The organism is Neorhizobium sp. LjRoot104 (genome assembly GCF_964253725.1).
Classification (GTDB): Bacteria; Pseudomonadota; Alphaproteobacteria; order Rhizobiales; family Rhizobiaceae; genus Neorhizobium.
Genome location: NZ_CAXURS020000001.1, coordinates 981,251 through 1,001,853 on the forward strand (window position 1 = coordinate 981,251; position 20,603 = coordinate 1,001,853).

Consider the following 20,603-nt stretch of genomic DNA (forward strand, 5'->3'; position numbering starts at 1 on the left):
ATCCTGTTAGATCAGTGCCTTGGATTGAGCGTCGGATTCAGTTTACCAGCAAGTTGATTCAGAAAATTAACGGGCCGCGCGTCGTTCCGCGCGAAGCCCGAGCATATACATCGCAACCGTCGCCCCCGCAATGGCGGTAATATCCGCATGGTCATAGGCCGGCGCCACTTCGACCACATCGGCGCCGCGCATATCGAGGCCCCCAAGCTTTCGCAGGACCGACAGAATTTTCGCGCTCGAAGGCCCGCCGGCGACCGGTGTGCCGGTGCCCGGCGCAAAGGCGGGATCGAGGCAATCGATATCGAAGGTGAGGTAGGTCGGCGTTTCGCCGACGTGATCGAGGATCGCCCGGGCGAGTTCGGCCGCCGTCATCTCCTCGACCTCATGGCCGTAGAGAAGGCGGATGCCGAAATCCTCCGGCGCATGGGTGCGGATGCCGACCTGGATCGACCGGGCAGGATCGATGATGCCGGCCCGCACCGCCCGCGCCACGAAGGAGCCGTGGTCGATGCGCCCCTCGTCGTCCAGCCAGGTATCCTGATGGGCGTCGAACTGGACGAGCGCCAGCGGCCCGTGCCGGGCGGCATGCGCTTTCAGGAGTGGCCAGGTGACATAGTGGTCGCCGCCGAGCGTCAGCAGGAAGGCGCCGCTGTCGAGAATGACATTCGCCTGGGCCTCGATCGCATCAGGCGTCTTCTGGTGGTTGCCGTAGTCGATGAGGCAGTCGCCGTAATCGATGACGGCCATTTCGGCGAACAGATCGCGCTCAAACGGGTATTGCGGATCGTTGTCGAAGATCGCCGAGGCCCGCCGGATCGCCTGCGGCCCGAACCGCGCGCCCGGCCGGTTGGAGGTCGCGGCATCGAAGGGAATGCCCCACACAACCGTATCGGCGCCCGCCAGATCCTTGGTGAAGCGGCGGCGCATGAACGACAGCGCGCCCGCAAAGGTCGGATCCGATGCGGCCGAGGTCAGGTTCCCTGCCGTGAAGGCATGGTCGATGGTCTTGTTTGCCATGGCGTCCCTCCATCCTTGAGTGGCGGGACGTTGGACAATAAGGCCAGGCAAGGCAAGCCCGGACGGGAGAGAATTCCTCCCGCTCAGGAAGCCTTGGCTTCGAACACCGGCGGAAAATCCCCCAGCGCCTTGGCCTCCTTGATGCGGGCGCCGATATCCTCCTCGATGATCGATTCCAGCTGCGCGAAGCTGTCGATGACATAGTAGATCGGCTGGACGATATCGATGCGGTAGGGGGTTCTGAGCACCGTCATGAGGTCGAAGGGCCGGAATTCGGCGTCCCTGCCTTCCATAGCCGCCCGCGTCTCGTTGGGCGAGGAGACGATGCCGGCGCCGAAGCAGCGTCGCCCTTGCGGCGTGTCGATCAGGCCGAATTCGACGGTGAACCAGAAGATCCGGAACAGGTGCCAGGAGTATTCCTTGCCGAGCCCGACGGCTTTTTCGCCGAAACGGCGCACGAAATTGGCGTAGCTCTGGTTGGTCAGGAGAGGGCAGTGGCCGAACACCTCGTGAAAAATGTCCGGCTCCTCGATATAGTCGATATGCTCGCGCCGGCGGATAAACGTCGCCAGCGGAAACTTGCCCTGGGAGAGCAATTCGTAAAAGCGCGAGGGCGGAATGAGGGCGGGGACGCCCTCCACGCCGAAGCCGGTGGTCTCGTTCAAGCGCCGGTCGATATCGCGAAGCTGGGGCACCTTGTCCGGTTTCAGCCCGAGCGCCTTGACGCCCTCCAGATATTCCCGGCAGGCCTTGTCGGCCAGAAGCGTCATCTGTCGCTGATAGAGTTCGCTCCAGATCCGGTCTTCTTCGCTCGTGTAGTGATAGACGCCGTCCGCATCCGGCAGGGCCGCCGTATAGGTGCTTTGCTTGCTCATGCGCGACCTCCCGTTCCTCGCTGGCCGTTCCTCGCTGGCCGTTCCTCGCTGGAATGAACCGCGGCGCTCCAGCCGCCGGCTGTCAGATCACCATTATATCTCCGAAAATGCGGATAAACATTTCAGTTTTGCCGAATTAAGATTGAATAGTGGGAGAATATCTCGGAAGGAGAGGAAATTATGAAAGAAAACCTGCAGGCCGCCCGCAAGCTTCTGCAACTCGTGCAGGCTGGCGACGGTTCGTCGCTCGCCGACCTTGCGGAGAAAGCCGGCATGTCGCAGAGCACCGCCTGGCGCAAGATCCAGGAACTGGAGGCCGAGGGCGTCATCCGAAAGCGGGTGGCACTTCTCGATCCGGCAAAGCTCGACCTGAAACTCTGCATCGTCGCCCATGTGACGCTCGAGGATCACCACGAGGAGGCGATCGAGGCCTTTGCGGCGGTCGTGCGCGACCGGCCGGAGATCATGGAATGTTATGCGCTCTCCGGAACCTTCGACTACATGCTGAAGATCAGGGCGCGCGATGTCGAGGCCTATGAGGCCTTCATGACCCGTCACCTGATGCGCAATCCGCATGTGCGCAATGTGGTCTCCAGCTTCGTCCTGCGCGAACTGAAATCGACGACCGAACTGCCGATCTGAGGAAAGCCCAAACGAAAAAGGCGGAGCCGAAGCCCCGCCTTTTGAAAGTCCAAAGATCCGGAAGCGATTAACGCTTCGAGAACTGGAAGGAGCGGCGGGCCTTCGCCTTGCCGTACTTCTTACGCTCGACCACGCGGCTGTCGCGGGTCAGGAAGCCACCCTTCTTGAGCACGCCGCGAAGGCCCGGCTCGAAGTAGGTGAGTGCCTTGGAAACGCCGTGACGAACGGCGCCGGCCTGGCCGGAGAGACCGCCACCGGTGACGGTCGCGACGATGTCGAACTGGCCGGTGCGGGCAGCGGCGATCACCGGTTGCTGCAGGATCATCTGCAGGACCGGACGGGCGAAGTAGGTCGAGAAGTCGCGGCCGTTGACCGTGATCTTGCCGGTGCCGGCCTTGACCCAGACGCGGGCGACAGCGTTCTTGCGCTTGCCGGTCGCGTAGGAGCGGCCGAGGCTGTCGACCTTGCGGACATAGACCGGAGCGGCAGCTTCGGAAGCCGGCGCGAGGTCCTTCAGGGAGGAAAGATCGGCCATTATCAGGCGCTCCTTACGTTCTTGCTGTTCAGCGATGCCACGTCGAGAGCGACCGGCTGCTGTGCTTCATGGGGATGGTTGGAACCGGCGTAGACGCGCAGGTTCTTCATCTGGCGACGGCCGAGCGGGCCACGGGGAACCATGCGCTCGACAGCCTTCTCGATGACGCGCTCCGGGAAGCGGCCTTCGATGATCTGGCGCGCAGTGCGCTCCTTGATGCCACCCGGATAACCGGTGTGCCAGTAATAGGTCTTGTCGGAATACTTCTTGCCGGTGAGGACGCACTTTTCCGCATTGATGATGATGACGTTGTCGCCATCGTCGACGTGCGGGGTGTAGGTGGCCTTGTGCTTGCCGCGGAGCCGGTTGGCAACGATGGTGGCGAGGCGACCGACAACGAGGCCTTCGGCATCGATGATCACCCACTTCTTCTCCACCTCGGCGGGCTTCTGAACGAAGGTTGACATGTTTTTAACTCTTTCATCTGGAACCCGTGACACTCGAAAGGTTCGAATGCAGGGCGTTTTTTGTTGCTTGGATTGCCTTGGCCGGGGCCGGCAAAAAGAAAGCGGGCCGAGAGGGTCCGCGATCTGGGGCGGCTTATACCGAGGGAGTCCGAAAGCGTCAAGGTGATGGCTCTTCAGGAGTGAAAAATAGATATAGTAAAATCAATGACTTACGCATGTGGTTTCATGGTACCACAATTTTCTGAGCGGAATAAGGCATCCTTGATGCGCCAATTGCTGGTTCTGCCCGCCGCGGCGGGCAAAGCGGGCATCCGGCGAGGGGCGTCTCCCCCCGTGTCTCTGCCGATGGGAAAGAAAACCCATCCGATACCCGCAGGCCGGAAATCCGTCTCGCGGCAAATCCCTGTTGCGAACCGCAGCCGGACGCCCCGAAAGACCTGCCGACACGGCAGGCCGAGTTGCGCCACCCATCGTGCCTATCGCTCGTTCGATTTATATCTTGAGTTGTATCAATCGAGGACGGCGAGCGATGAGAAAATTGACCCGGTCCGTGCTTTCCGGATGCGTTTTAAGTGGATTCTGCTAGGCAGGATAGCTGTCAGGTGCTCATGTTTCAGTACGGTGCACCGTGGAGGGAGGAAACTGACAAATGTTCGGAAACCCAATTTTGCCTACTGAAATCTAGTAGCACTTTCTAATTCAACCATAAGATGGTGCTAATATGTGCCTGCACAAAAGAAGAATATTCTGTGAACCTTTGGCGAACTTCAGCATGCTGAGCTTTCTCGATTTTTTCACTCAGGAAGCCGCCTAAAATCGCAGGCAGCCTGCCTGTAGAGGAAAACAATCTTCCGGATCGGGTCTTCTTTTGCAGGCGCGAACGGGGCAGCTCGGTGTGTCCGAGGTTGGCACAGTCGCGCGATCGGCGAACTCGTGGCCGTCACAGTAGCCGCTGTCGATGACATAGCGGTCGTAGAGCGTCATCCCCGCCTTGTTGCGGGAGGGATATCGCAGGATCACCGCGCCCTCCCGGCCGATCGCCCGCTGCACGGCGGCGCAGGACATCCCGGTGGAGTTGTAGCGCGATATCGCGGCGGCCGGCTCGCCCGAGAGGAGGGTGCCGGAGGCCATGATTGCAAGGAAGCCGAGAATTTTTTTCATGATCCTCATCCCTTTTGGCGAGACCCGGACTTACATAGCGCAGAAGCGGTGCGCCGCCAGAGGTACACGATTGCGGGAGCCACCGTCATGAACCATGACCATTACGACAATGCCTATATCGCCGAGATCCTGAAGGGCACCAGGACGATCGCGCTTCTCGGCGCGTCCCCCAATCCCGACAGGCCGAGCAATCGGGTCATGGGGTTCCTCATCTCCAAGGGCTATACGGTGTTTCCCGTCAATCCAGGCCAGGCCGGCAAGCAGATCCTCGGCCAGACGGTCTACAGGACGCTGGCGGACGTGCCGCAGCCGGTCGATATGGTCGACGTTTTTCGCGCCGCTGAATATCTGGACAGTGTCGTGGACGAGGCGATAGGGCTCGAAACCAGGCCGAAGGTGATCTGGGGACAACTCAGCGTGCGTGACGACAAGGCCGCCGAAAAGGCCGAAGCCGCCGGCATCAAAGTCGTCATGGACCGCTGCCCGGCGATCGAGTATCCCCGATTGGTTGCCTGAGGGGGCCGCCTAAGCCGGGGTTATTTGGCGAGCAGTTCCGGCCGGCTGCGCATGTCGTCGAGCAGCTCGGCATTGCCGCAAAAGCTTGCGAAATCGGCGGCGGCGCTGCCGTCGGCCAGTTCGCGCCGGCAGCGGGTCTTCTCGCCGCAATGGACACAGGTGATGTTCATCTCGCGGAATTCCGCCGGCTCTTCCAGCCTGGCTTCCTCCGGATCGATGTTGAGCAGCTTCATCAGCGCCAGCATCTCGTCGGCAGCATGCGGGCCTTTGGCGATCAGTTCGCGCAGTTCCTGCTCCGACAGGGCGTTGTCCTGCGCCAGGAGCTTGACGGTCTCGTCATCGAGGCTGGCGAGAAGTTTCGCCTCGTTGATCGCCGCCCATGTGGCGGAACACCAGCGCTTGAGCCTGTCGGTAAGATTTTCCGGGGTAGGGATCGTGTTGCCCATTGTGAACTCCTCTCTATTTCCTCGGAGGATAGGTTCTGGGGAACGATATACCTTGATCGTGATCAACCGCCGGGGTCTGTTGCAGCGCTATCAACGCGAGCGCCATTTCAAGGGGAGGGACTAAAATGCCGACACTCAATCCGGGGTTTTCGACGCTGGCCGTGCATGCGGGCGCGCAGCCCGACCCGACGACCGGGGCGCGGGCGACGCCGATCTACCAGACGACATCCTTCGTTTTCAACGACGCGGACCACGCAGCCGCACTTTTCGGCCTGCAGCAGTTCGGCAATATCTACACCCGCATCATGAACCCCACCCAGGCGGTGCTGGAGGAACGGGTGGCCGCCCTCGAAGGGGGGACCGCGGCGCTCGCGGTCGCCTCCGGCCATGCGGCGCAGATGCTGACCTTCCACACGATCATGCAGCCGGGCGACAATTTCATCGCGGCGCGCAAGCTGTATGGCGGCTCGATCAACCAATTCGGCAATGCGTTCAGGAACTTCGACTGGCAGGTGCGCTGGGCCGATACCGACGATCCCGCGAGTTTCGAGGCCGGTATCGACGAGCGCACCCGCGCAATCTTCATCGAGAGCCTTGCCAATCCCGCCGGCACCTTCGTCGATATCGCCGCGATCGCCGAGGTGGCGCAACGGCGCGGCATTCCGCTCATCGTCGACAACACGATGGCGAGCCCCTATCTCGTTCGCCCGCTCGAACACGGCGCCGATATCGTCATCCATTCGCTGACCAAATTCATGGGCGGCCACGGCAATTCCATGGGCGGCATGATCGTCGACGGGGGCACGTTCAACTGGTCGAAATCGGGCAATTATCCGATGCTCTCGGAGCCGCGCCCGGAATATGGCGGCATCGTCCTGTACCAGGCTTTCGGCAATATCGGCTTTGCCATCGCCTGCCGGGTACTTGGCCTGCGCGATATCGGTCCGGCGATCTCGCCCTTCAACGCCTTCATGATCCTGACCGGCATCGAGACGCTGCCGCTCAGGATGCAGAAACATTCCGACAATGCCGCGGCCGTCGCCAAATGGCTGAAGGCGCATCCGAAAGTCGCCTGGGTCAGCTATTCCGGCCTGGAGGATGACCCCAACCACGCCCTGCAGATGCGGTATTCGCCGAAGGGCGCCGGCTCGGTCTTCACCTTCGGCGTCACCGGCGGTTATGAGGCGGGCAAGACGCTGGTCGAAAGCCTGCAGCTTTTCTCCCACCTCGCCAATATCGGCGACACCCGCTCGCTGGTCATCCATCCGGCCTCGACGACGCACCGGCAGCTCACCGAAGAACAGCAGATCGCCGCCGGCGCCGGGCCGGACGTGGTGCGCCTGTCTATCGGCATCGAGGATGCCGCCGACATCATCGCCGACCTCGACCAGGCCTTGTCGAAGATGTGATATGACATGGCGGTTTCGGCGTCAGGCGCCGAAACCGCCGATCGTCCGAACCGATGATGAAGGAGAGCGTCAAACAATGAGCGCCTGGATCAAATTCGACCTCTCCGTCATCGAACCCGAAGAGGGCGCCCCGGCACCGGACCGGCTGGTCTCCGGCACCCCGACATTCCGCACCTGGAATTTCGAGGAAGCCGAAGGCAGGCTCTATGCCGGCATCTGGGAAGCGACGCCCGGCAAGTGGCGGATCGTCTACGAGGAGTGGGAGTATTTCCACATCCTCTCCGGCCACTCGATCGTCGCCGAGGAGGGTGGCGAGGCGGTCCAGTTGACCGCCGGCGACAGCATGATCCTCAGGCCGGGGTTCAAGGGAACCTGGGAAGTCGTTGAAACGACTCGCAAGGATTACGTCATCAAGGTGTGATGATCAGGCTTCTTCATTCCTATTGAAGGCCTTCGCGAATTCATCCGACGAAATGAATGCCAGCGTCCGCCGCAATTCCTCCGACTTTTCCTTCCCGAACGCCTTGTCGAAGCGGTTCTGGGCGATCTGCCAGCGGGCGGTGAGGTCGCGCTGCATGGCCGCGCCTTTCGCCGTCAGGCGGACGCGCTTGGCGCGGCGGTCCTGGGGATCAGGCACCAGTTCCACCAGCCCGTCACGGATCAGCGGCTTCAGCGTATGGCCGAGCGCCGAAAGGTCCATCACGATCGCATCGGCGAGGTTTTTCAATGTTGGCTCGTTGGATCCAGCGATCTGCGACATCAGCGAGAACTGCGTTCCCTTGAGGCCCGTGTCGCCCATCGCATCCTCGTAGAGCTGGCCGAGCTGCCGCGACGCGCGGCGCACCGCGCTGTTGCTGCAATGAAGCCAGATGCCGTCCTCGATCTGTGCGTGCTTGTCCTGCTTGTTTTTGCCCGTCATGTCTCGTTCCGATCCTGTCGCGGGACAATGCCCGCTTTTGTCTGGCCCTTCCACTCCGACGAAAAATTTGCGCCCGCCCCTTGCAGCCTCAAATAGTGCCTTTCATATATAGTGGCATATACCAGTAAATTCCAGATGCCGAAGATGTCGGCCGCAATTCCAGCTAAAACCAAAGGAGATGGACCATGACCAATAATACGAGACTCGGGACCGCGCTCGTGACCGGCGCATCGTCGGGCATCGGCGCGACCTATGCGGAAAAGCTCGCCAAGCGCGGCTACGATCTCGTGCTCGTCGCCCGCGACGCGGATCGCCTGAAGGCGCTTGCCGGTAGGCTGGCGAGCGAACATGGCGTCAAGGCGGATGTGCTGCGCGCCGACCTTAGCCAGCGCGCCGACGTGCTCATCGTCGAAAGGCGCCTGCGCGAGGACGGCTCGATCACGCTCTTCGTCAACAATGCCGGCATCGGCCCGAAGGGTCCGCTGCTGAAGGCCGATCCGGATTACCTCGATCAGATGGTCGATCTCAATGTCACCGCCGCCAACCGTCTCGCGGTCGCGGCCGCCCAGGCCTTTGCCGCCCGGGGCAAGGGCGCCATCGTCAACATCGCCTCCGCCGTGGCGCTTGCCGCAGAATTCTTCAGTGGCACCTATGCCGCCAGCAAGGCCTTCGTCCTGGCCCTGACGGAAGCGCTCGGCTCCGAGCTGAAGGACACCGGCGTCAGGATCCAGGCCGTCCTGCCCGGTTATACCCGCACAGAAATCTTCGATCGCGTCGGCGGCTCGATGGACAGTCTCGACCCGAACTCGGTCATGGAAGCCGGCGACCTCGTGGATGCGGCGCTCGCCGGTCTCGACCGCGGCGAACTCGTCACCATGCCGTCGCTCGCCGATACGCAGCTCTACGATACCTACGCCGCGGCTCGCGGCGGGCTGCGCCCTTATCTTTCGCTCAACAAGCCCGCCGCCCGGTACGGAGTTGGCGCCCAGGCTTGATGGAGACAATCGATGAGCAACTGCGCAAGTTTTTACAGTTGCTCATCGAAGGCGCCCACGCTCGTGCCTGGCAACGCTACATTTCTCCATCTCGCTGATGGAACGGGCAACTGTATCGCTGCCACGGGAGCAGAAGTGCCTCCGGCAGTCTATTTTTTGGCGTTTCACCACCGGGTCAGCACACCGAGTGGGGCCATCTTTTCATCAATTGAGATCAAGGCCATGTCTTCAATGATGGCTTGAGCCGCAAGGATCCGATCGAACGGATCCTGATGTATTCCCGGTAGCAGAACGCTCCTCACCATATGAGCGCTTGTAATGGGAAGGTCGGCAAAGCCGTTCTCCTGAACGATTTCGGAGAAGTTTGGCAAGACGCTGATTGCCGTAGGAAATTTGCCCTTCTTATGTTTTGTGGCGATTTCCCAAGCGGACGCCGCGCTAACATATATGTCGTTCTTTTCGTCTATGATCAGTTCGCGCGCTGCGGCTGAAAGATCAGGATGATCGTTCAGCCACCAAAGGAGCGCATGCGTGTCCAGCAGATATCTCATTCGCCGGTCAGCTCTCTGATTTCAGCCTCGCTCAAAGGTTCAAAGAACTCGGGGCCTACAACGAGTTTATCCTTTAAGCGCCCTGGCTTTCTTCTGGCCGATACGGAACGGTGAGACGTTTTTTCTCGGGTCTCAAACAATGTTTTGAGGGCGGCATCGACGTCACCAGCTTCAAGAGCGCTTACCAGCTTTTCCATTTGCTCCTTGCTAGGAAAATTAGAAAGCTCGAAGAGCGACAAGGTACCCGAGTGATTTTCCTTAGATTCATTATCCAAAACCTGAATCCCTCAAAGTCAATTTTGAGCAACCAATATACGCGTTATTTGCGGTGCCGAAAACTCCCGCTCACCAGGCCAGATCCAGCCGCTCCAACCCATGGAAATGGTAGACGTCCTTTACCGCCGGCGGCCTGGCGATCCGCATCCCGGGCAGCCGCCGGAAGAGGATCGGCAGCGCGGTGTTGAGTTCCAGCCTTGCAAGCGGTGCGCCGATGCAGAAATGGATGCCGGCGCCGAAGGAGAGGTTGGGGGCTTCCTGCCGATCCGGCTTGAAGGCCAGCGGATCGGAGAATTTCGTCGGATCGAGATTGGCGGCGGCGAGGATGAGGCTCACCTTGTCGCCGCGCTTGAATTTAAGCCCCCCGATCTCGACGTCCTCGAGCGCCCAGCGCTGGAAGATATGCACCGGCGCACAGATGCGCAGCGTTTCCTCGACCGTCCGCTCGGTCGCCGCCTCGTCGCGGAATAGGTCTGCTGGCGGAAGGCCGCTCTCCAGGATCACCCGCACCGAATTGCCGATCTGGTGCACCGTCGCCTCGTGGCCGGCATTGAGCAGCACGATCGTCGTCGAGACCAGTTCGTCGTCGCTGAGATACTGGCCCTTGTGCTCCGTGTGGATCATGTGGGTGAGCAGATCTTCGCGGGGCTGCCTGCGGCGCTCTGCGATCAAGCTTTTGACGTAATCCGCGAATTCCCTGGCCGCGCGGTCGGCGGCATGTTCGTCCTGCTCCGTCCGCTTGAACATGTACATGCCGACATAGGCGTGCGACCATTTGAGAAGCTGCGGCCCCATCTCGTCCGGAATGCCGATCATCCGGGCGATCATCGTCACCGGAATGATGTCGGCGAAGGACGAGAGCAGTTCCGTCTCGCGCTGGACCTCGAACCCGTCGATCAGCTTTTCGGCAAGCTCCGCAATCTCCGGCCGGAGCCGTTCGATATGGCGGGAGACGAAGGCGCGGTTGACGAGCGTGCGAAGCCGCGTGTGTTCAGGCGGCTCGAGTTCCAGCAGCGAATACCGCTCGGAGAGATCGAAGTTTTCGAGATGCGGCGAAGGTTCGGGAAGACCGAGCTCCTCGCGGCTGGCGATATGCAGGATCTGCCGTCCGAACCGCCGGTCGCGCAACAGCCCGTTCACGTGGTCGTAGCCGGTGAAAAACCACTGCTTCTGCTCTTCCCAGTAAAAGGTCGGGCAATGTTCGTGCAGGAGGGCGTAGACGCGGTTCGGATCGCCGTAGAAAGCTGGATTGCGGCCGTCGAGCGAGACGCGGCGGGTTTCGGGGTCGATGCGGAGAAAATCGGGCTGAATGGTCATTCAGGAGACCTAGCGGATTTCCCGGCCACGGAAAAGATTGAGCAATTGACGCAATTCAGGATTGTGATCATATTCGGATGCAAGGGGCCACTGTCCGGCAAGGAGAAAAGCCTGTGAGCCTGTCGTCGCGCGAATACAAGGTCATGCTGCATGCGGAGGCCTTCGCCGGTGACAAGGCCGCGTGCCGTACCGCCGTGGGGCGCTTCTGGCAGCATGTCAGGACGGTCCTGCGAGCGGCCGGCGTCGATACGCGCGCCGGGCTGGACGTCCAGAAGGACAATAAGCAGCGCAGCGTCTTCTTTCTGGATACCGATAACCGGGATCTCTACCACGGTTGCGACCTGGTTTTTCGGATGCGCCGTCCGTTGCGTTCCGGGAAGGACTGGAAGGCGACCCTGAAGTTCCGCCATGGCGACCGCCTGCTTGCCGAAGCACAGGATTTCGATCTGCGGAAAAAGGGTGACGATGAGCCCAAGTTCGAGGAGGACGTGAAGGTCAATCCCCCTGTCGACACGCCCCGTTTCTGGGCGCTGTTCAGCCGCTCGGTGGAAGCGGAGTTCGATCCGCGGCACATGCCCGCAACCGTCGGCGATTGCCTTGCGCCTTATACGGAGATTCGCAAAGCCCCGCTGCCGGCTCCCGGGACGCCGGTTCAGACGGTCGCCGGCCTGCATGTCGTCGAACACGTCTACGAGGACGGTTGGATACGGCTCTCCGAGGATGTCGAGGCGGAATGTGCCCTCATCCTCTGGTGGACGGAAGGAGAGCTTCTGAAGCCGATCGCCGCGGAATTCAGCTTCCGCTTCCCGCTCGAGGAAGGTGAGACGGATATCAAGGTGGTGCGCAGGGCCTGGGCGGTGATGAAGACGCTCTTTGCCTCGTCATGGGTCGATCCGGCAGGCCCGACCAAGACGGCCCTGGTTTATGGCTCCGCCGAAGTCTGATCATTCCCCGACGGCTACGCCCTCGCGGCGCGGGTCGGCGCTGCCGGCAAGGCCGCTCGCGGTGATCTCGATCGCGTGCAGGCCGGAATTCATCTCACCCGGTTTTACCTCGTAACCGAGCGCCTTCAAGGGCTCGGCGAGCTTCTCGGCCTCGGTGCCGGCCTCGATTTCGTAAGTGCCGAAGCGGTTGATGAAATGCGGCTGGGCGACGATCTGCTCCACGGGCATGCCCCAGTCGATATAGGCGATCAGCGCCTGGGCGACGTAGCCGATGATCTGGCTGCCGCCGGGTGAGCCGATCGCGAGCAGCGGTTTGCCGTCCTTCATCACTATCGTCGGCGCCATGGAGGAGCGCGGCCGCTTGCCCGGTTCGACGCGGTTGGCGACAGGCAAACTCCCGTCATGGGTCTTGAAGGAGAAGTCGGTGAGTTCGTTGTTGAGCAGGAAGCCGTTGGTCATCAGCCGCGAGCCGAAACCGCTTTCGATCGTCGTGGTCATCGAGACGACGTTGCCCTGTTTGTCGACGATGACGAAATGGCTGGTGGAGGGCATCTCGATCGCCGCATCGCGGCCGAACAGCAGCGCATGGTCCCATTCCGGCTCGCCGGCCTTCACCTGGTCGGAACCGAGAGCCTTGGTCCCGTCGAGCAGTGCGGCGCGCTTGCCGAGGTAGTCCTTCTTCAACAGGCCCTTGATCGGCAGGGGCTGGAAATCCGGATCGGCGAGATACCGTTCGCGGTCGGCGAAGGCGAGGCGTTGCGCATCGCCGATGATCCGCCAGCTTTCGACGTTCCGTGCGCCGAGTGCCTTGATGTCGAAATTCTCGATCACGCCCAGCATCTGGCCGACCGCGACTGCGCCGGAGGAGGGCGGCCCCATGCCGCAGATGTCGAGCGTCCGATACGCGGCGCAGACGGGCTCGCGTTCCTTGACGCGGTAGTTGGCCAGGTCGGCAAGCGACAGGACGCCGGGATTGCCCGTAGCCTCGCGTACCGTCCTGACGATCGCCTCGGCGATCGGCCCCTTGTAGAAGGCATCCGCGCCGCCGGTCGCGATCGTCTTCAGCGTCTCGGCATAGGCGGGGTTCCTGAGCACCGCGCCGGCCTTCAGCGGCGCGCCTGAGGCGTCGTAGAAATAACCGCGCGGACCATCGTATTTCTTCAGCCGGTCGCCCTCGGCGGCAATCAGCGAAGCCAGGCGGGGAGAGACCTGGAAGCCGTCGGCGGCGAGCTTCTCCGCGCGTTGGAACAGGCTCGCCCAGTCGGCCTTGCCGTAGCGCTTGTGGACCTCGGCGAGGAGACGCACCGTGCCCGGCGTGCCCACCGAGCGGCCGCCGACCACTGCGTCCATGAATTTCAACGGCTGGCCCTGCGCGTCGAGGAAGAGTTTTGGCGTTGCCTCCATCGGTGCCGTCTCGCGGCCGTCGAAGGTGGTGAGCTTGCCGGTGGCCGCATCGTAGTAGACGAGGAAGGAACCGCCGCCGAGGCCGGAGCTCTGCGGCTCGACGAGGCCGAGCACGGTCTGCACGGCGATCAGGGCGTCGATCGCATTGCCGCCGCTGGCGATTACGTCCCGTCCGGCCTCGGCCGCCAGCGGATTGGCGGCGGCGACCATGAAGTTTTTGGTCTCGACGCGCTTGGCCGAGGTGAACCCGGTCGCCCGTTCCGGGGCAACCGTATCGGACGCCTGCTGCGCAAGGGTTGCATCCGCCGAAAGCATCAGGACGGAAAGCGCCGAGGAAAGAAAAATGCCCCCGAAAAGTCTGATCCCCAAAAATCCAGCCCGCATGACGCACCCTCCGCGTTTATCCCTGCGGACGAATGTGGGTTTCAGGACGAAGAGAACAAGAGGATGTCAGCGCTTGCCGAGCGAAGCGATGCGTTTCAGGGCGGCGACCTGACGGCTGGCGCGCACGTCCGTCGGGGCTTCGTCCTCGCCCTGCCGGTCGACGGCCGGAACGATCGAGGCTTCCGCGCCGGTGTCGATCGCGGTGCGGTCGCGGCCGCTATCCTTGGCGGTGTAGAGCGCACGGTCGGCGGAGCTGAGCAACAGGTCGAGGTCGGCGGTTTCGGCGGCAGCCAGCGCGATGCCGGCGCTGACGGTGACCGTGATGCTGTGTTCGCCGGCGACGATGGTCTGTCGCTTCAGCGTCAGGCGGATCGCTTCGGCGATACTCGCGGCCTCGATCATGTCGGCGACGCGCAGGATGGAGGCGAATTCCTCGCCGCCCATGCGGCCGAAGAAGCCGCGCCCGCGCATCGAGGTCTGGCCGACCTGCGAAAAGGCGACCAGCACCGAATCGCCGGCCTGATGGCCGCAGCGGTCGTTGATCTGTTTGAAGTTGTCGAGGTCGAAATGCAGGAGCGCGATCAGCGGCTTCTCCTCGCTGTCGAGCTTCTTCAGGGCATGGAACTGGTCGATCAGGCCGCGCCGGTTGAGAACGCCGGTGAGGGGATCGGTGACGGCTAGCGCCTTGAGTTTCTGTTCCGAGCGCTCGGTCAGCAATTTGGCGCCGGTCATGATGCTGGCGACGAAGCAGATTGCCGCCGGGAACAGCAGCCAGGGGGATTGTGGCGCCGTGCCGAATGATTTTGCCTCGCCGGTAACCGCCAGAACCGCGACCACGCCGTTGGCCAGAAACTGAATGCCGAGGAATGCGGCAAGCGTCCGTCGGGTTATCTTCGAGGTACCGTCGTTGCTGAGGAGAATGGTGATCATGATCGCATGGCCGACCATGGTCGCGCCGTTGTGAAGGGCGACCCGGTTGGCGAAGTTCTCGCGGATCGGGTAAAGGAACATGCCCGCTACCCAGAGAAGCGCCGGGATGGCGATGTAGGCTTCGACGGGCTTTCGGTCGAATTGCAGGAGGCCGGCGATCCACATGCCGACGCCGGCGAGCACCGCCGTGTTGGCGATCTCGATGGAGATGAAATCGGGGATATCGCCGCGCATCGTGACCAGTATGACGCCGATCCCGTGCAGCGCGAAACCACCGCCCCAGCTCAGATAAAAGCGGTCTCGCTCGAAATACCAGCGGGAGCAAAGGAGGACGGCAAGCGTCAACGCCTCCGCCGCCCAGATCATCAGACCCGTTAAAATATCCACCCGAAACTCCAATGCTCGACGTCGAGCGCGCACAGCATGACATGCAGTCTTTAAGACGACGTTGCATCGAAACGCGGAAAATCCCGGGTCTGGCCGGTCGCGGCGGGGGTTTTCGAGACGGTATTCACACCTGCTTTACCCTGATCGCGCAAAAAACTGTGCCATCAGGCAAAATGGCGCGCCTGCCGGCTGTGGCCGAGCAGGAATCGTAATAGCGGTCAGCCTCGCGCATCCCCGGGCAGTTAAGGATATCGGATGCTCCGTCTTGAAGTACCGGGCGTTGACACTCTATGTAGGGATGACCCATTCCATTTGATTCCGGAGCGCCTTTCTGCCTTCGGCCAGGGATCAAGAGAAGCTTGACAAAGGACGGACATGAGAAATCCAGTTGATACCGCAATGGCCTTGGTGCCGATGGTCGTCGAACAGACCAACCGCGGTGAGCGCTCCTACGATATCTATTCGCGCCTTCTGAAAGAGCGCATCATCTTCCTGACGGGCCCCGTCGAAGACTATATGGCGTCGCTGATCTGCGCCCAGCTTCTCTTCCTCGAGGCGGAAAACCCCAAGAAGGAAATCGCCCTCTACATCAATTCGCCCGGCGGCGTCGTGACCGCCGGCATGGCGATCTACGATACGATGCAGTTCATCAAGCCGGCGGTTTCGACGCTCTGCATCGGTCAGGCCGCTTCCATGGGCTCGCTGCTCCTGTGCGCCGGCGAGAAGGGCATGCGCTTCGCGACCCCGAACTCGCGCATCATGGTTCACCAGCCCTCCGGCGGCTTCCAGGGCCAGGCGTCCGATATCGAACGCCATGCCCGTGACATATTGAAGATGAAAAGACGTCTTAACGAGGTCTACGTGAAGCATACGGGACGCACGTTGGAGGAAGTCGAAAAGACCCTCGACCGCGACCACTTCATGACGGCCGACGAAGCCCAGGATTGGGGCGTCATCGACAAGATCCTGACATCGCGTCAGGAAATGGAAGGTGGCTCCGGAGACTGAGTCTGATGGCGCAACCCGTGCACCTCACCCCGATGTGAGCAAAAAGGGGTTTCAAGTCGCACGGAAAGCGCTATTAGTACTTATTAATGCTGTGTTGAACTTTTGTGACATAGCATTCGTTTCTTAGGGGTTTCGTTGCCGCTGATCCGGCATGATGTGCGCAGGATCGGTAGAGTACCCCTTGAGGCAAGGCAGGCGCGCAAGGCCCGTCAGGGGCGCGCCGGCAAGCGGTAGAGTGGACCGCGCCCGTTTTGACGTGAGTGCGGAGTGCTGGAAGGAAAGTGATATGAGCAAAGTCAGCGGCAGCAACGGCGGCGACTCCAAGAATACCCTGTATTGCTCTTTCTGCGGAAAGAGCCAGCACGAAGTCCGGAAGCTGATTGCCGGGCCGACCGTATTCATCTGCGATGAATGCGTCGAATTGTGCATGGACATCATCCGCGAAGAGAACAAGACCTCGATGGTCAAGTCCCGCGACGGCGTGCCAACGCCTCAGGACATCATCAAGGTCCTCGATGAATATGTCATCGGCCAGAAGCAGGCCAAGCGCATCCTGTCGGTGGCGGTGCATAACCACTACAAGCGCCTGGCGCACGCCTCCAAGGGCGGCGATGTCGAGCTTGCGAAGTCGAACATCATGCTGGTCGGCCCGACCGGCTGCGGCAAGACCTATCTTGCCCAGACGCTCGCCCGCATCATCGACGTTCCCTTCACGATGGCCGATGCCACGACGCTGACCGAAGCCGGCTATGTCGGCGAGGACGTCGAAAACATCATCCTGAAGCTCCTGCAGGCTGCGGATTACAATGTCGAACGCGCCCAGCGCGGCATCGTCTATATCGACGAAGTCGACAAGATCTCCCGCAAGTCCGACAACCCGTCGATCACCCGCGACGTGTCGGGCGAGGGCGTGCAGCAGGCGCTCCTGAAGATCATGGAAGGCACGGTTGCCTCGGTACCGCCGCAGGGCGGCCGCAAGCATCCGCAGCAGGAATTCCTGCAGGTCGACACGACGAACATCCTGTTCATCTGCGGCGGCGCCTTCGCAGGCCTCGACAAGATCATTTCGGCCCGCGGCGAAAAGACCTCGATCGGCTTTGGCGCCTCCGTCAAGTCGGCGGAAGACCGTCGCGTCGGCGAAGTGCTGCGCGAACTGGAGCCGGAAGACCTGGTCAAGTTCGGCCTCATTCCGGAATTCATCGGTCGTCTGCCGGTTCTGGCGACCCTCGAAGACCTCGACGAGGACGCGCTCATCCAGATCCTCTCCGAGCCGAAGAACGCGCTGATCAAGCAGTATCAGCGCCTGTTCGAAATGGAGGATGTCGATCTGACCTTCCACGAGGATGCGCTCCGCGAGATCGCCAAGCGGGCCATCACCCGCAAGACCGGCGCCCGCGGCCTGCGCTCGATCATGGAGAAGATCCTTCTCGACACCATGTTCGAACTGCCGACGCTCGAAGGCGTGCGCGAAGTGGTCATTTCGGACGACGTCGTGCGTGGAAACGCCCGTCCGCTCTACATCTATGCCGACCGGCAGGATGAAAAGGCGAACGTTTCGGCGTGATACGCTCGATCCGGACGACACCGTGAAGAGGCCCTGTCGGGGCCTCTTTTTTATGTCAGTGGACAGCCTTGCCTATTTTGATTTTTCCACCATTTTTGCCTCGCGAAGAATTGCACCATATTCGTCTTGCATTAGAGACGGTGCGGGAAGATCATCGATACTTGGACTGCTTCGCCTGCAGGTGATCGCAGGTGGCATCCTGGTCAGTCGCGTCCCGTGTCCTTTGGCGTTCCGCGTGGCGTAGTGTGCGCACGCTTTGTAATACCTCTGTCACAATCCCATGCGGCGGCGGCCTTGCAAGGCTTGAAATCAAATTTCAAAAACTCCACTTTGGGCGAGAGTGAAGTGCCCGGGTGATTTGCCCGGGACGTATCCCGGAAACGGGACGATGAAAGGAAATGAAATGACGAATTCAACGTCTGCAGCACCCGGCGGTGAAACCTATCCGGTCCTGCCGTTGCGCGACATTGTGGTCTTTCCGCATATGATCGTGCCTTTGTTCGTCGGACGGGAGAAGTCTATTCGCGCGCTCGAAGAGGTGATGGGTTCGGACAAGCAGATCATGCTGGTCACCCAGATCAATGCCGGCGACGACGATCCCGAACCCTCGGCAATCTACAAGGTCGGTACCGTCGCCAACGTACTGCAGCTCCTGAAGCTGCCGGACGGCACAGTCAAGGTTCTGGTCGAAGGCCGCTCGCGCGCCAAGATCGACGGCTATACCGATCGCGAAGAGTTCTACGAAGCGACTGCCAGCGTTCTTGCCGAACCCGACGAGGATGCGGTCGAGGTCGAAGCCCTGTCGCGCTCCGTGGTTTCCGAATTTGAAAACTACGTGAAGCTCAACAAGAAGATCTCGCCGGAAGTGGTGGGCGCCGCAAGCCAGATCGAGGACTATTCGAAGCTGGCCGATACGGTTGCGTCGCATCTGTCGATCAAGATCACCGAAAAGCAGGAAATGCTGGAAACGGTTTCCGTCAAGCTGCGCCTCGAAAAGGCGCTCGGCTTCATGGAAGGCGAGATCTCGGTTCTGCAGGTCGAGAAGCGAATCCGCTCGCGTGTAAAGCGCCAGATGGAGAAGACCCAGCGCGAGTATTACCTCAACGAACAGATGAAGGCGATCCAGAAGGAGCTCGGCGACGGCGAGGAAGGCCGCGACGAGATGGCCGAACTGGAAGAGCGCATCTCCAAGACCAAGCTGTCCAAGGAAGCCCGCGAAAAGGCCGATGCGGAGCTGAAGAAGCTCAAGCAGATGAGCCCGATGTCGGCGGAAGCCACCGTCGTGCGCAACTATCTCGACTGGCTGCTCGGCATTCCGTGGGGCAAGAAGTCGAAGATCAAGGCCGACCTCAACAATGCCGAGAAGATCCTCGAAGCGGATCACTTCGGCCTCGACAAGGTCAAGGAACGCATCGTCGAATATCTCGCCGTGCAGGCCCGCGCCACCAAGATCAAGGGTCCGATCCTGTGCCTCGTCGGCCCTCCGGGCGTCGGCAAGACCTCGCTCGCCCAGTCGATCGCCAAGGCGACCGGCCGCGAATACGTGCGCATGGCGCTCGGCGGCGTCCGTGACGAAGCTGAAATCCGCGGTCACCGCCGCACCTATATCGGCTCGATGCCCGGCAAGGTCATCCAGTCGATGAAGAAGGCCAAGAAGTCCAACCCGCTCTTCCTGCTCGACGAAATCGACAAGATGGGCATGGATTTCCGCGGCGACCCGTCTTCGGCCCTGCTCGAAGTGCTGGATCCGGCGCAGAACTCGACCTTCATGGACCACTACCTGGAAGTCGAATACGACCTGTCCGACGTGATGTTCATCACCACGGCGAACACGCTGAACATCCCGGCACCGCTGATGGACCGCATGGAAATCATCCGCATCGCCGGTTACACCGAGGATGAGAAGCGCGAGATCGCCAAGCGTCACCTTCTGCCGAAGGCGATCAAGGAACATGCCCTGCAGCCGAACGAATTCTCGGTCACCGACGATGCCCTGATGGCGATCAGCCAGCAGTACACCCGGGAAGCCGGTGTTCGCAGCTACGAGCGTGAGCTGATGAAGCTCGCCCGCAAGGCGGTCACCGAGATCATCAAGGGCAAGACCAAGTCGGTTGCGATCACCGCGGCCAACATTTCCGACTATCTCGGCGTTCCGCGCTTCCGCCACGGCGAAGCCGAGGGCGAGGATCAGGTCGGCGTGGTCACGGGTCTCGCTTGGACGGAAGTCGGCGGCGAGCTGCTGACGATCGAAGGCGTGATGATGCCGGGCAAGGGCCGCATGACGGTCACCGGCAACCTCAAGGAAGTCATGAAGGAATCCATCTCGGCGGCGGCGTCCTATGTCCGCAGCAGAGCCGTGGATTTCGGCATCGAACCGCCGCGCTTCGACAAGTCGGACATCCACGTCCACGTTCCCGAAGGGGCAACCCCGAAGGATGGCCCGTCCGCCGGTGTCGGCATGGCAACCGCGATCGTCTCGATCATGACCGGTATTCCGGTCCGCAAGGACGTGGCGATGACGGGTGAGATCACCCTTCGCGGCCGCGTGCTGCCGATCGGCGGCCTCAAGGAAAAACTGCTTGCCGCCCTTCGCGGCAACATCAAGACCGTTCTGATCCCGGAAGAAAATGCCAAGGATCTGGCCGAGATTCCGGACAACGTGAAGAACAACATGGAAATCATTCCGGTTTCCCGGATGGGCGAGGTGATCCGTCACGCGCTCGTCCGTCAGCCGGAAGCGATCGAATGGGATGGCACGGTGGAAACACCGCTGATCACCACGGTCGATGGGGTTGACGACGCAGGTATGCCCGTAGCGCACTGATCGTCAGCCTTTTGGTTATGCCAAATTGGCAC

22 protein-coding genes are annotated in these 20,603 nt (G+C 61.2%); 10 read left to right on the forward strand and 12 right to left on the reverse strand.

All coding sequences use genetic code 11. The features are described 5' to 3' along the window. Positions 1 to 66: 66 nt before the first annotated feature. Positions 67 to 1,017 carry an agmatinase gene (speB, locus tag ACSQ8R_RS05015; protein ID WP_436252371.1) on the reverse strand — a complete coding sequence of 317 codons (951 nt, stop codon included), beginning with the start codon at positions 1,015 to 1,017 and terminating at the stop codon, positions 67 to 69. Between the two features lie 83 nt (positions 1,018 to 1,100). After that, positions 1,101 to 1,892 (reverse strand): phenylalanine 4-monooxygenase, encoded by a 792-nt coding sequence (locus tag ACSQ8R_RS05020; protein ID WP_436252372.1) that lies wholly within the window; start codon positions 1,890 to 1,892, stop codon positions 1,101 to 1,103. Positions 1,893 to 2,072: 180 nt separating this feature from the next. Between ACSQ8R_RS05020 and ACSQ8R_RS05025 the strand changes: the two genes are divergently transcribed. Next, positions 2,073 to 2,534: an Lrp/AsnC family transcriptional regulator gene (locus tag ACSQ8R_RS05025; protein WP_436252373.1), complete on the forward strand. Its 462-nt coding sequence runs from the start codon at positions 2,073 to 2,075 to the stop codon at positions 2,532 to 2,534. Positions 2,535 to 2,601: 67 nt separating this feature from the next. On the opposite strand, the gene rpsI is transcribed toward ACSQ8R_RS05025, so the two are convergent. The 3 genes from rpsI to ACSQ8R_RS05040 form a co-directional block, all read right to left on the reverse strand. Next, on the reverse strand, positions 2,602 to 3,069 hold the full coding sequence (rpsI, locus tag ACSQ8R_RS05030) for a 30S ribosomal protein S9 (RefSeq protein WP_037080614.1): 468 nt from the start codon (positions 3,067 to 3,069) through the stop codon (positions 2,602 to 2,604). 2 nt (positions 3,070 to 3,071) lie between these two features. Further along, positions 3,072 to 3,536, reverse strand: a complete 465-nt coding sequence (rplM, locus tag ACSQ8R_RS05035; RefSeq protein WP_210011467.1) for a 50S ribosomal protein L13 — start codon at positions 3,534 to 3,536, stop codon at positions 3,072 to 3,074. An 810-nt stretch (positions 3,537 to 4,346) separates the two neighbouring features. Further along, positions 4,347 to 4,697: a hypothetical protein gene (locus tag ACSQ8R_RS05040; protein WP_436252374.1), complete on the reverse strand. Its 351-nt coding sequence runs from the start codon at positions 4,695 to 4,697 to the stop codon at positions 4,347 to 4,349. An 87-nt stretch (positions 4,698 to 4,784) separates the two neighbouring features. On the opposite strand from ACSQ8R_RS05040, the gene ACSQ8R_RS05045 reads away from it, so the two are divergent. Next, positions 4,785 to 5,213, forward strand: a complete 429-nt coding sequence (locus ACSQ8R_RS05045) for a CoA-binding protein (protein WP_436252375.1) — start codon at positions 4,785 to 4,787, stop codon at positions 5,211 to 5,213. 20 nt (positions 5,214 to 5,233) lie between these two features. Here ACSQ8R_RS05045 and ACSQ8R_RS05050 read toward each other — a convergent pair whose 3' ends face one another. Next, positions 5,234 to 5,659 (reverse strand): DUF6455 family protein, encoded by a 426-nt coding sequence (locus tag ACSQ8R_RS05050; protein WP_436252376.1) that lies wholly within the window; start codon positions 5,657 to 5,659, stop codon positions 5,234 to 5,236. Between the two features lie 125 nt (positions 5,660 to 5,784). On the opposite strand from ACSQ8R_RS05050, the gene ACSQ8R_RS05055 reads away from it, so the two are divergent. Beyond that, positions 5,785 to 7,068, forward strand: a complete 1,284-nt coding sequence (locus tag ACSQ8R_RS05055) for an O-acetylhomoserine aminocarboxypropyltransferase (protein ID WP_436252377.1) — start codon at positions 5,785 to 5,787, stop codon at positions 7,066 to 7,068. A 76-nt stretch (positions 7,069 to 7,144) separates the two neighbouring features. Further along, on the forward strand, positions 7,145 to 7,489 hold the full coding sequence (locus ACSQ8R_RS05060) for a cupin domain-containing protein (protein WP_436252378.1): 345 nt from the start codon (positions 7,145 to 7,147) through the stop codon (positions 7,487 to 7,489). 3 nt (positions 7,490 to 7,492) lie between these two features. On the opposite strand, the gene ACSQ8R_RS05065 is transcribed toward ACSQ8R_RS05060, so the two are convergent. After that, entirely contained in the window at positions 7,493 to 7,987 is a 495-nt protein-coding gene (locus ACSQ8R_RS05065; protein WP_436252379.1) for a MarR family winged helix-turn-helix transcriptional regulator, read from the reverse strand. 185 nt (positions 7,988 to 8,172) lie between these two features. Here ACSQ8R_RS05065 and ACSQ8R_RS05070 point away from each other — a divergent pair, with 185 nt between their 5' ends. After that, a complete protein-coding gene (locus ACSQ8R_RS05070) occupies positions 8,173 to 8,982 on the forward strand; it encodes an SDR family NAD(P)-dependent oxidoreductase (RefSeq protein WP_436252380.1) in 810 nt (269 codons plus the stop codon). Positions 8,983 to 9,146: 164 nt separating this feature from the next. Here ACSQ8R_RS05070 and ACSQ8R_RS05075 read toward each other — a convergent pair whose 3' ends face one another. The 3 genes from ACSQ8R_RS05075 to ACSQ8R_RS05085 all read right to left on the reverse strand — a co-directional run bounded on the left by ACSQ8R_RS05075 (position 9,147) and on the right by ACSQ8R_RS05085 (position 11,126). Continuing rightward, on the reverse strand, positions 9,147 to 9,533 hold the full coding sequence (locus ACSQ8R_RS05075) for a type II toxin-antitoxin system VapC family toxin (protein WP_436252381.1): 387 nt from the start codon (positions 9,531 to 9,533) through the stop codon (positions 9,147 to 9,149). After that, the gene (locus ACSQ8R_RS05080) at positions 9,530 to 9,808 is read right to left on the reverse strand and encodes a hypothetical protein (RefSeq protein WP_436252382.1); all 279 of its coding nucleotides are present in this window, start codon (positions 9,806 to 9,808) and stop codon (positions 9,530 to 9,532) included. The genes ACSQ8R_RS05075 and ACSQ8R_RS05080 overlap by 4 nt, the downstream gene beginning before the upstream one ends. A gap of 70 nt (positions 9,809 to 9,878) precedes the next feature. Further along, positions 9,879 to 11,126: a cytochrome P450 gene (locus ACSQ8R_RS05085; RefSeq protein ID WP_436252383.1), complete on the reverse strand. Its 1,248-nt coding sequence runs from the start codon at positions 11,124 to 11,126 to the stop codon at positions 9,879 to 9,881. A 113-nt stretch (positions 11,127 to 11,239) separates the two neighbouring features. Between ACSQ8R_RS05085 and ACSQ8R_RS05090 the strand changes: the two genes are divergently transcribed. Beyond that, entirely contained in the window at positions 11,240 to 12,070 is an 831-nt protein-coding gene (locus tag ACSQ8R_RS05090) for a hypothetical protein (protein WP_436252384.1), read from the forward strand. Here ACSQ8R_RS05090 and ggt read toward each other — a convergent pair whose 3' ends face one another. Together ggt and ACSQ8R_RS05100 are read right to left on the reverse strand one after the other, a co-directional pair. Continuing rightward, a complete protein-coding gene (gene ggt / locus ACSQ8R_RS05095) occupies positions 12,071 to 13,858 on the reverse strand; it encodes a gamma-glutamyltransferase (RefSeq protein WP_436252385.1) in 1,788 nt (595 codons plus the stop codon). It abuts the gene before it with no gap. Between the two features lie 66 nt (positions 13,859 to 13,924). Continuing rightward, positions 13,925 to 15,175 (reverse strand): GGDEF domain-containing protein, encoded by a 1,251-nt coding sequence (locus ACSQ8R_RS05100; protein ID WP_436252386.1) that lies wholly within the window; start codon positions 15,173 to 15,175, stop codon positions 13,925 to 13,927. Between the two features lie 11 nt (positions 15,176 to 15,186). On the opposite strand from ACSQ8R_RS05100, the gene ACSQ8R_RS05105 reads away from it, so the two are divergent. The 4 genes from ACSQ8R_RS05105 to lon all read left to right on the forward strand — a co-directional run bounded on the left by ACSQ8R_RS05105 (position 15,187) and on the right by lon (position 20,571). Continuing rightward, positions 15,187 to 15,387 (forward strand): hypothetical protein, encoded by a 201-nt coding sequence (locus ACSQ8R_RS05105; protein ID WP_436252387.1) that lies wholly within the window; start codon positions 15,187 to 15,189, stop codon positions 15,385 to 15,387. Between the two features lie 163 nt (positions 15,388 to 15,550). Then, the gene (gene clpP, locus ACSQ8R_RS05110) at positions 15,551 to 16,183 is read left to right on the forward strand and encodes an ATP-dependent Clp endopeptidase proteolytic subunit ClpP (protein WP_007753416.1); all 633 of its coding nucleotides are present in this window, start codon (positions 15,551 to 15,553) and stop codon (positions 16,181 to 16,183) included. Positions 16,184 to 16,469: 286 nt separating this feature from the next. Then, a complete protein-coding gene (gene clpX, locus ACSQ8R_RS05115) occupies positions 16,470 to 17,747 on the forward strand; it encodes an ATP-dependent Clp protease ATP-binding subunit ClpX (protein ID WP_007753415.1) in 1,278 nt (425 codons plus the stop codon). 403 nt (positions 17,748 to 18,150) lie between these two features. Next, positions 18,151 to 20,571: an endopeptidase La gene (gene lon, locus ACSQ8R_RS05120; RefSeq protein WP_436252388.1), complete on the forward strand. Its 2,421-nt coding sequence runs from the start codon at positions 18,151 to 18,153 to the stop codon at positions 20,569 to 20,571. Positions 20,572 to 20,603: the final 32 nt, after the last annotated feature.

Coding starts and splice junctions, on each gene's coding strand:
- ACSQ8R_RS05050 (WP_436252376.1), bottom strand. CDS start 5,659: ATGGGCAACACGATCCCTACCCCGGAAAATCTTACCGACAGGCTCAAG.
- ACSQ8R_RS05105 (WP_436252387.1), top strand. CDS start 15,187: ATGCTCGACGTCGAGCGCGCACAGCATGACATGCAGTCTTTAAGACGA.
- rplM (WP_210011467.1), bottom strand. CDS start 3,536: ATGTCAACCTTCGTTCAGAAGCCCGCCGAGGTGGAGAAGAAGTGGGTG.
- ACSQ8R_RS05055 (WP_436252377.1), top strand. CDS start 5,785: ATGCCGACACTCAATCCGGGGTTTTCGACGCTGGCCGTGCATGCGGGC.
- ACSQ8R_RS05070 (WP_436252380.1), top strand. CDS start 8,173: ATGACCAATAATACGAGACTCGGGACCGCGCTCGTGACCGGCGCATCG.
- clpX (WP_007753415.1), top strand. CDS start 16,470: ATGAGCAAAGTCAGCGGCAGCAACGGCGGCGACTCCAAGAATACCCTG.
- lon (WP_436252388.1), top strand. CDS start 18,151: ATGACGAATTCAACGTCTGCAGCACCCGGCGGTGAAACCTATCCGGTC.
- clpP (WP_007753416.1), top strand. CDS start 15,551: ATGAGAAATCCAGTTGATACCGCAATGGCCTTGGTGCCGATGGTCGTC.
- rpsI (WP_037080614.1), bottom strand. CDS start 3,069: ATGGCCGATCTTTCCTCCCTGAAGGACCTCGCGCCGGCTTCCGAAGCT.
- ACSQ8R_RS05085 (WP_436252383.1), bottom strand. CDS start 11,126: ATGACCATTCAGCCCGATTTTCTCCGCATCGACCCCGAAACCCGCCGC.
- ACSQ8R_RS05020 (WP_436252372.1), bottom strand. CDS start 1,892: ATGAGCAAGCAAAGCACCTATACGGCGGCCCTGCCGGATGCGGACGGC.
- ACSQ8R_RS05045 (WP_436252375.1), top strand. CDS start 4,785: ATGAACCATGACCATTACGACAATGCCTATATCGCCGAGATCCTGAAG.
- ACSQ8R_RS05040 (WP_436252374.1), bottom strand. CDS start 4,697: ATGAAAAAAATTCTCGGCTTCCTTGCAATCATGGCCTCCGGCACCCTC.
- ACSQ8R_RS05060 (WP_436252378.1), top strand. CDS start 7,145: ATGAGCGCCTGGATCAAATTCGACCTCTCCGTCATCGAACCCGAAGAG.
- speB (WP_436252371.1), bottom strand. CDS start 1,017: ATGGCAAACAAGACCATCGACCATGCCTTCACGGCAGGGAACCTGACC.
- ggt (WP_436252385.1), bottom strand. CDS start 13,858: ATGCGGGCTGGATTTTTGGGGATCAGACTTTTCGGGGGCATTTTTCTT.
- ACSQ8R_RS05025 (WP_436252373.1), top strand. CDS start 2,073: ATGAAAGAAAACCTGCAGGCCGCCCGCAAGCTTCTGCAACTCGTGCAG.
- ACSQ8R_RS05075 (WP_436252381.1), bottom strand. CDS start 9,533: ATGAGATATCTGCTGGACACGCATGCGCTCCTTTGGTGGCTGAACGAT.
- ACSQ8R_RS05065 (WP_436252379.1), bottom strand. CDS start 7,987: ATGACGGGCAAAAACAAGCAGGACAAGCACGCACAGATCGAGGACGGC.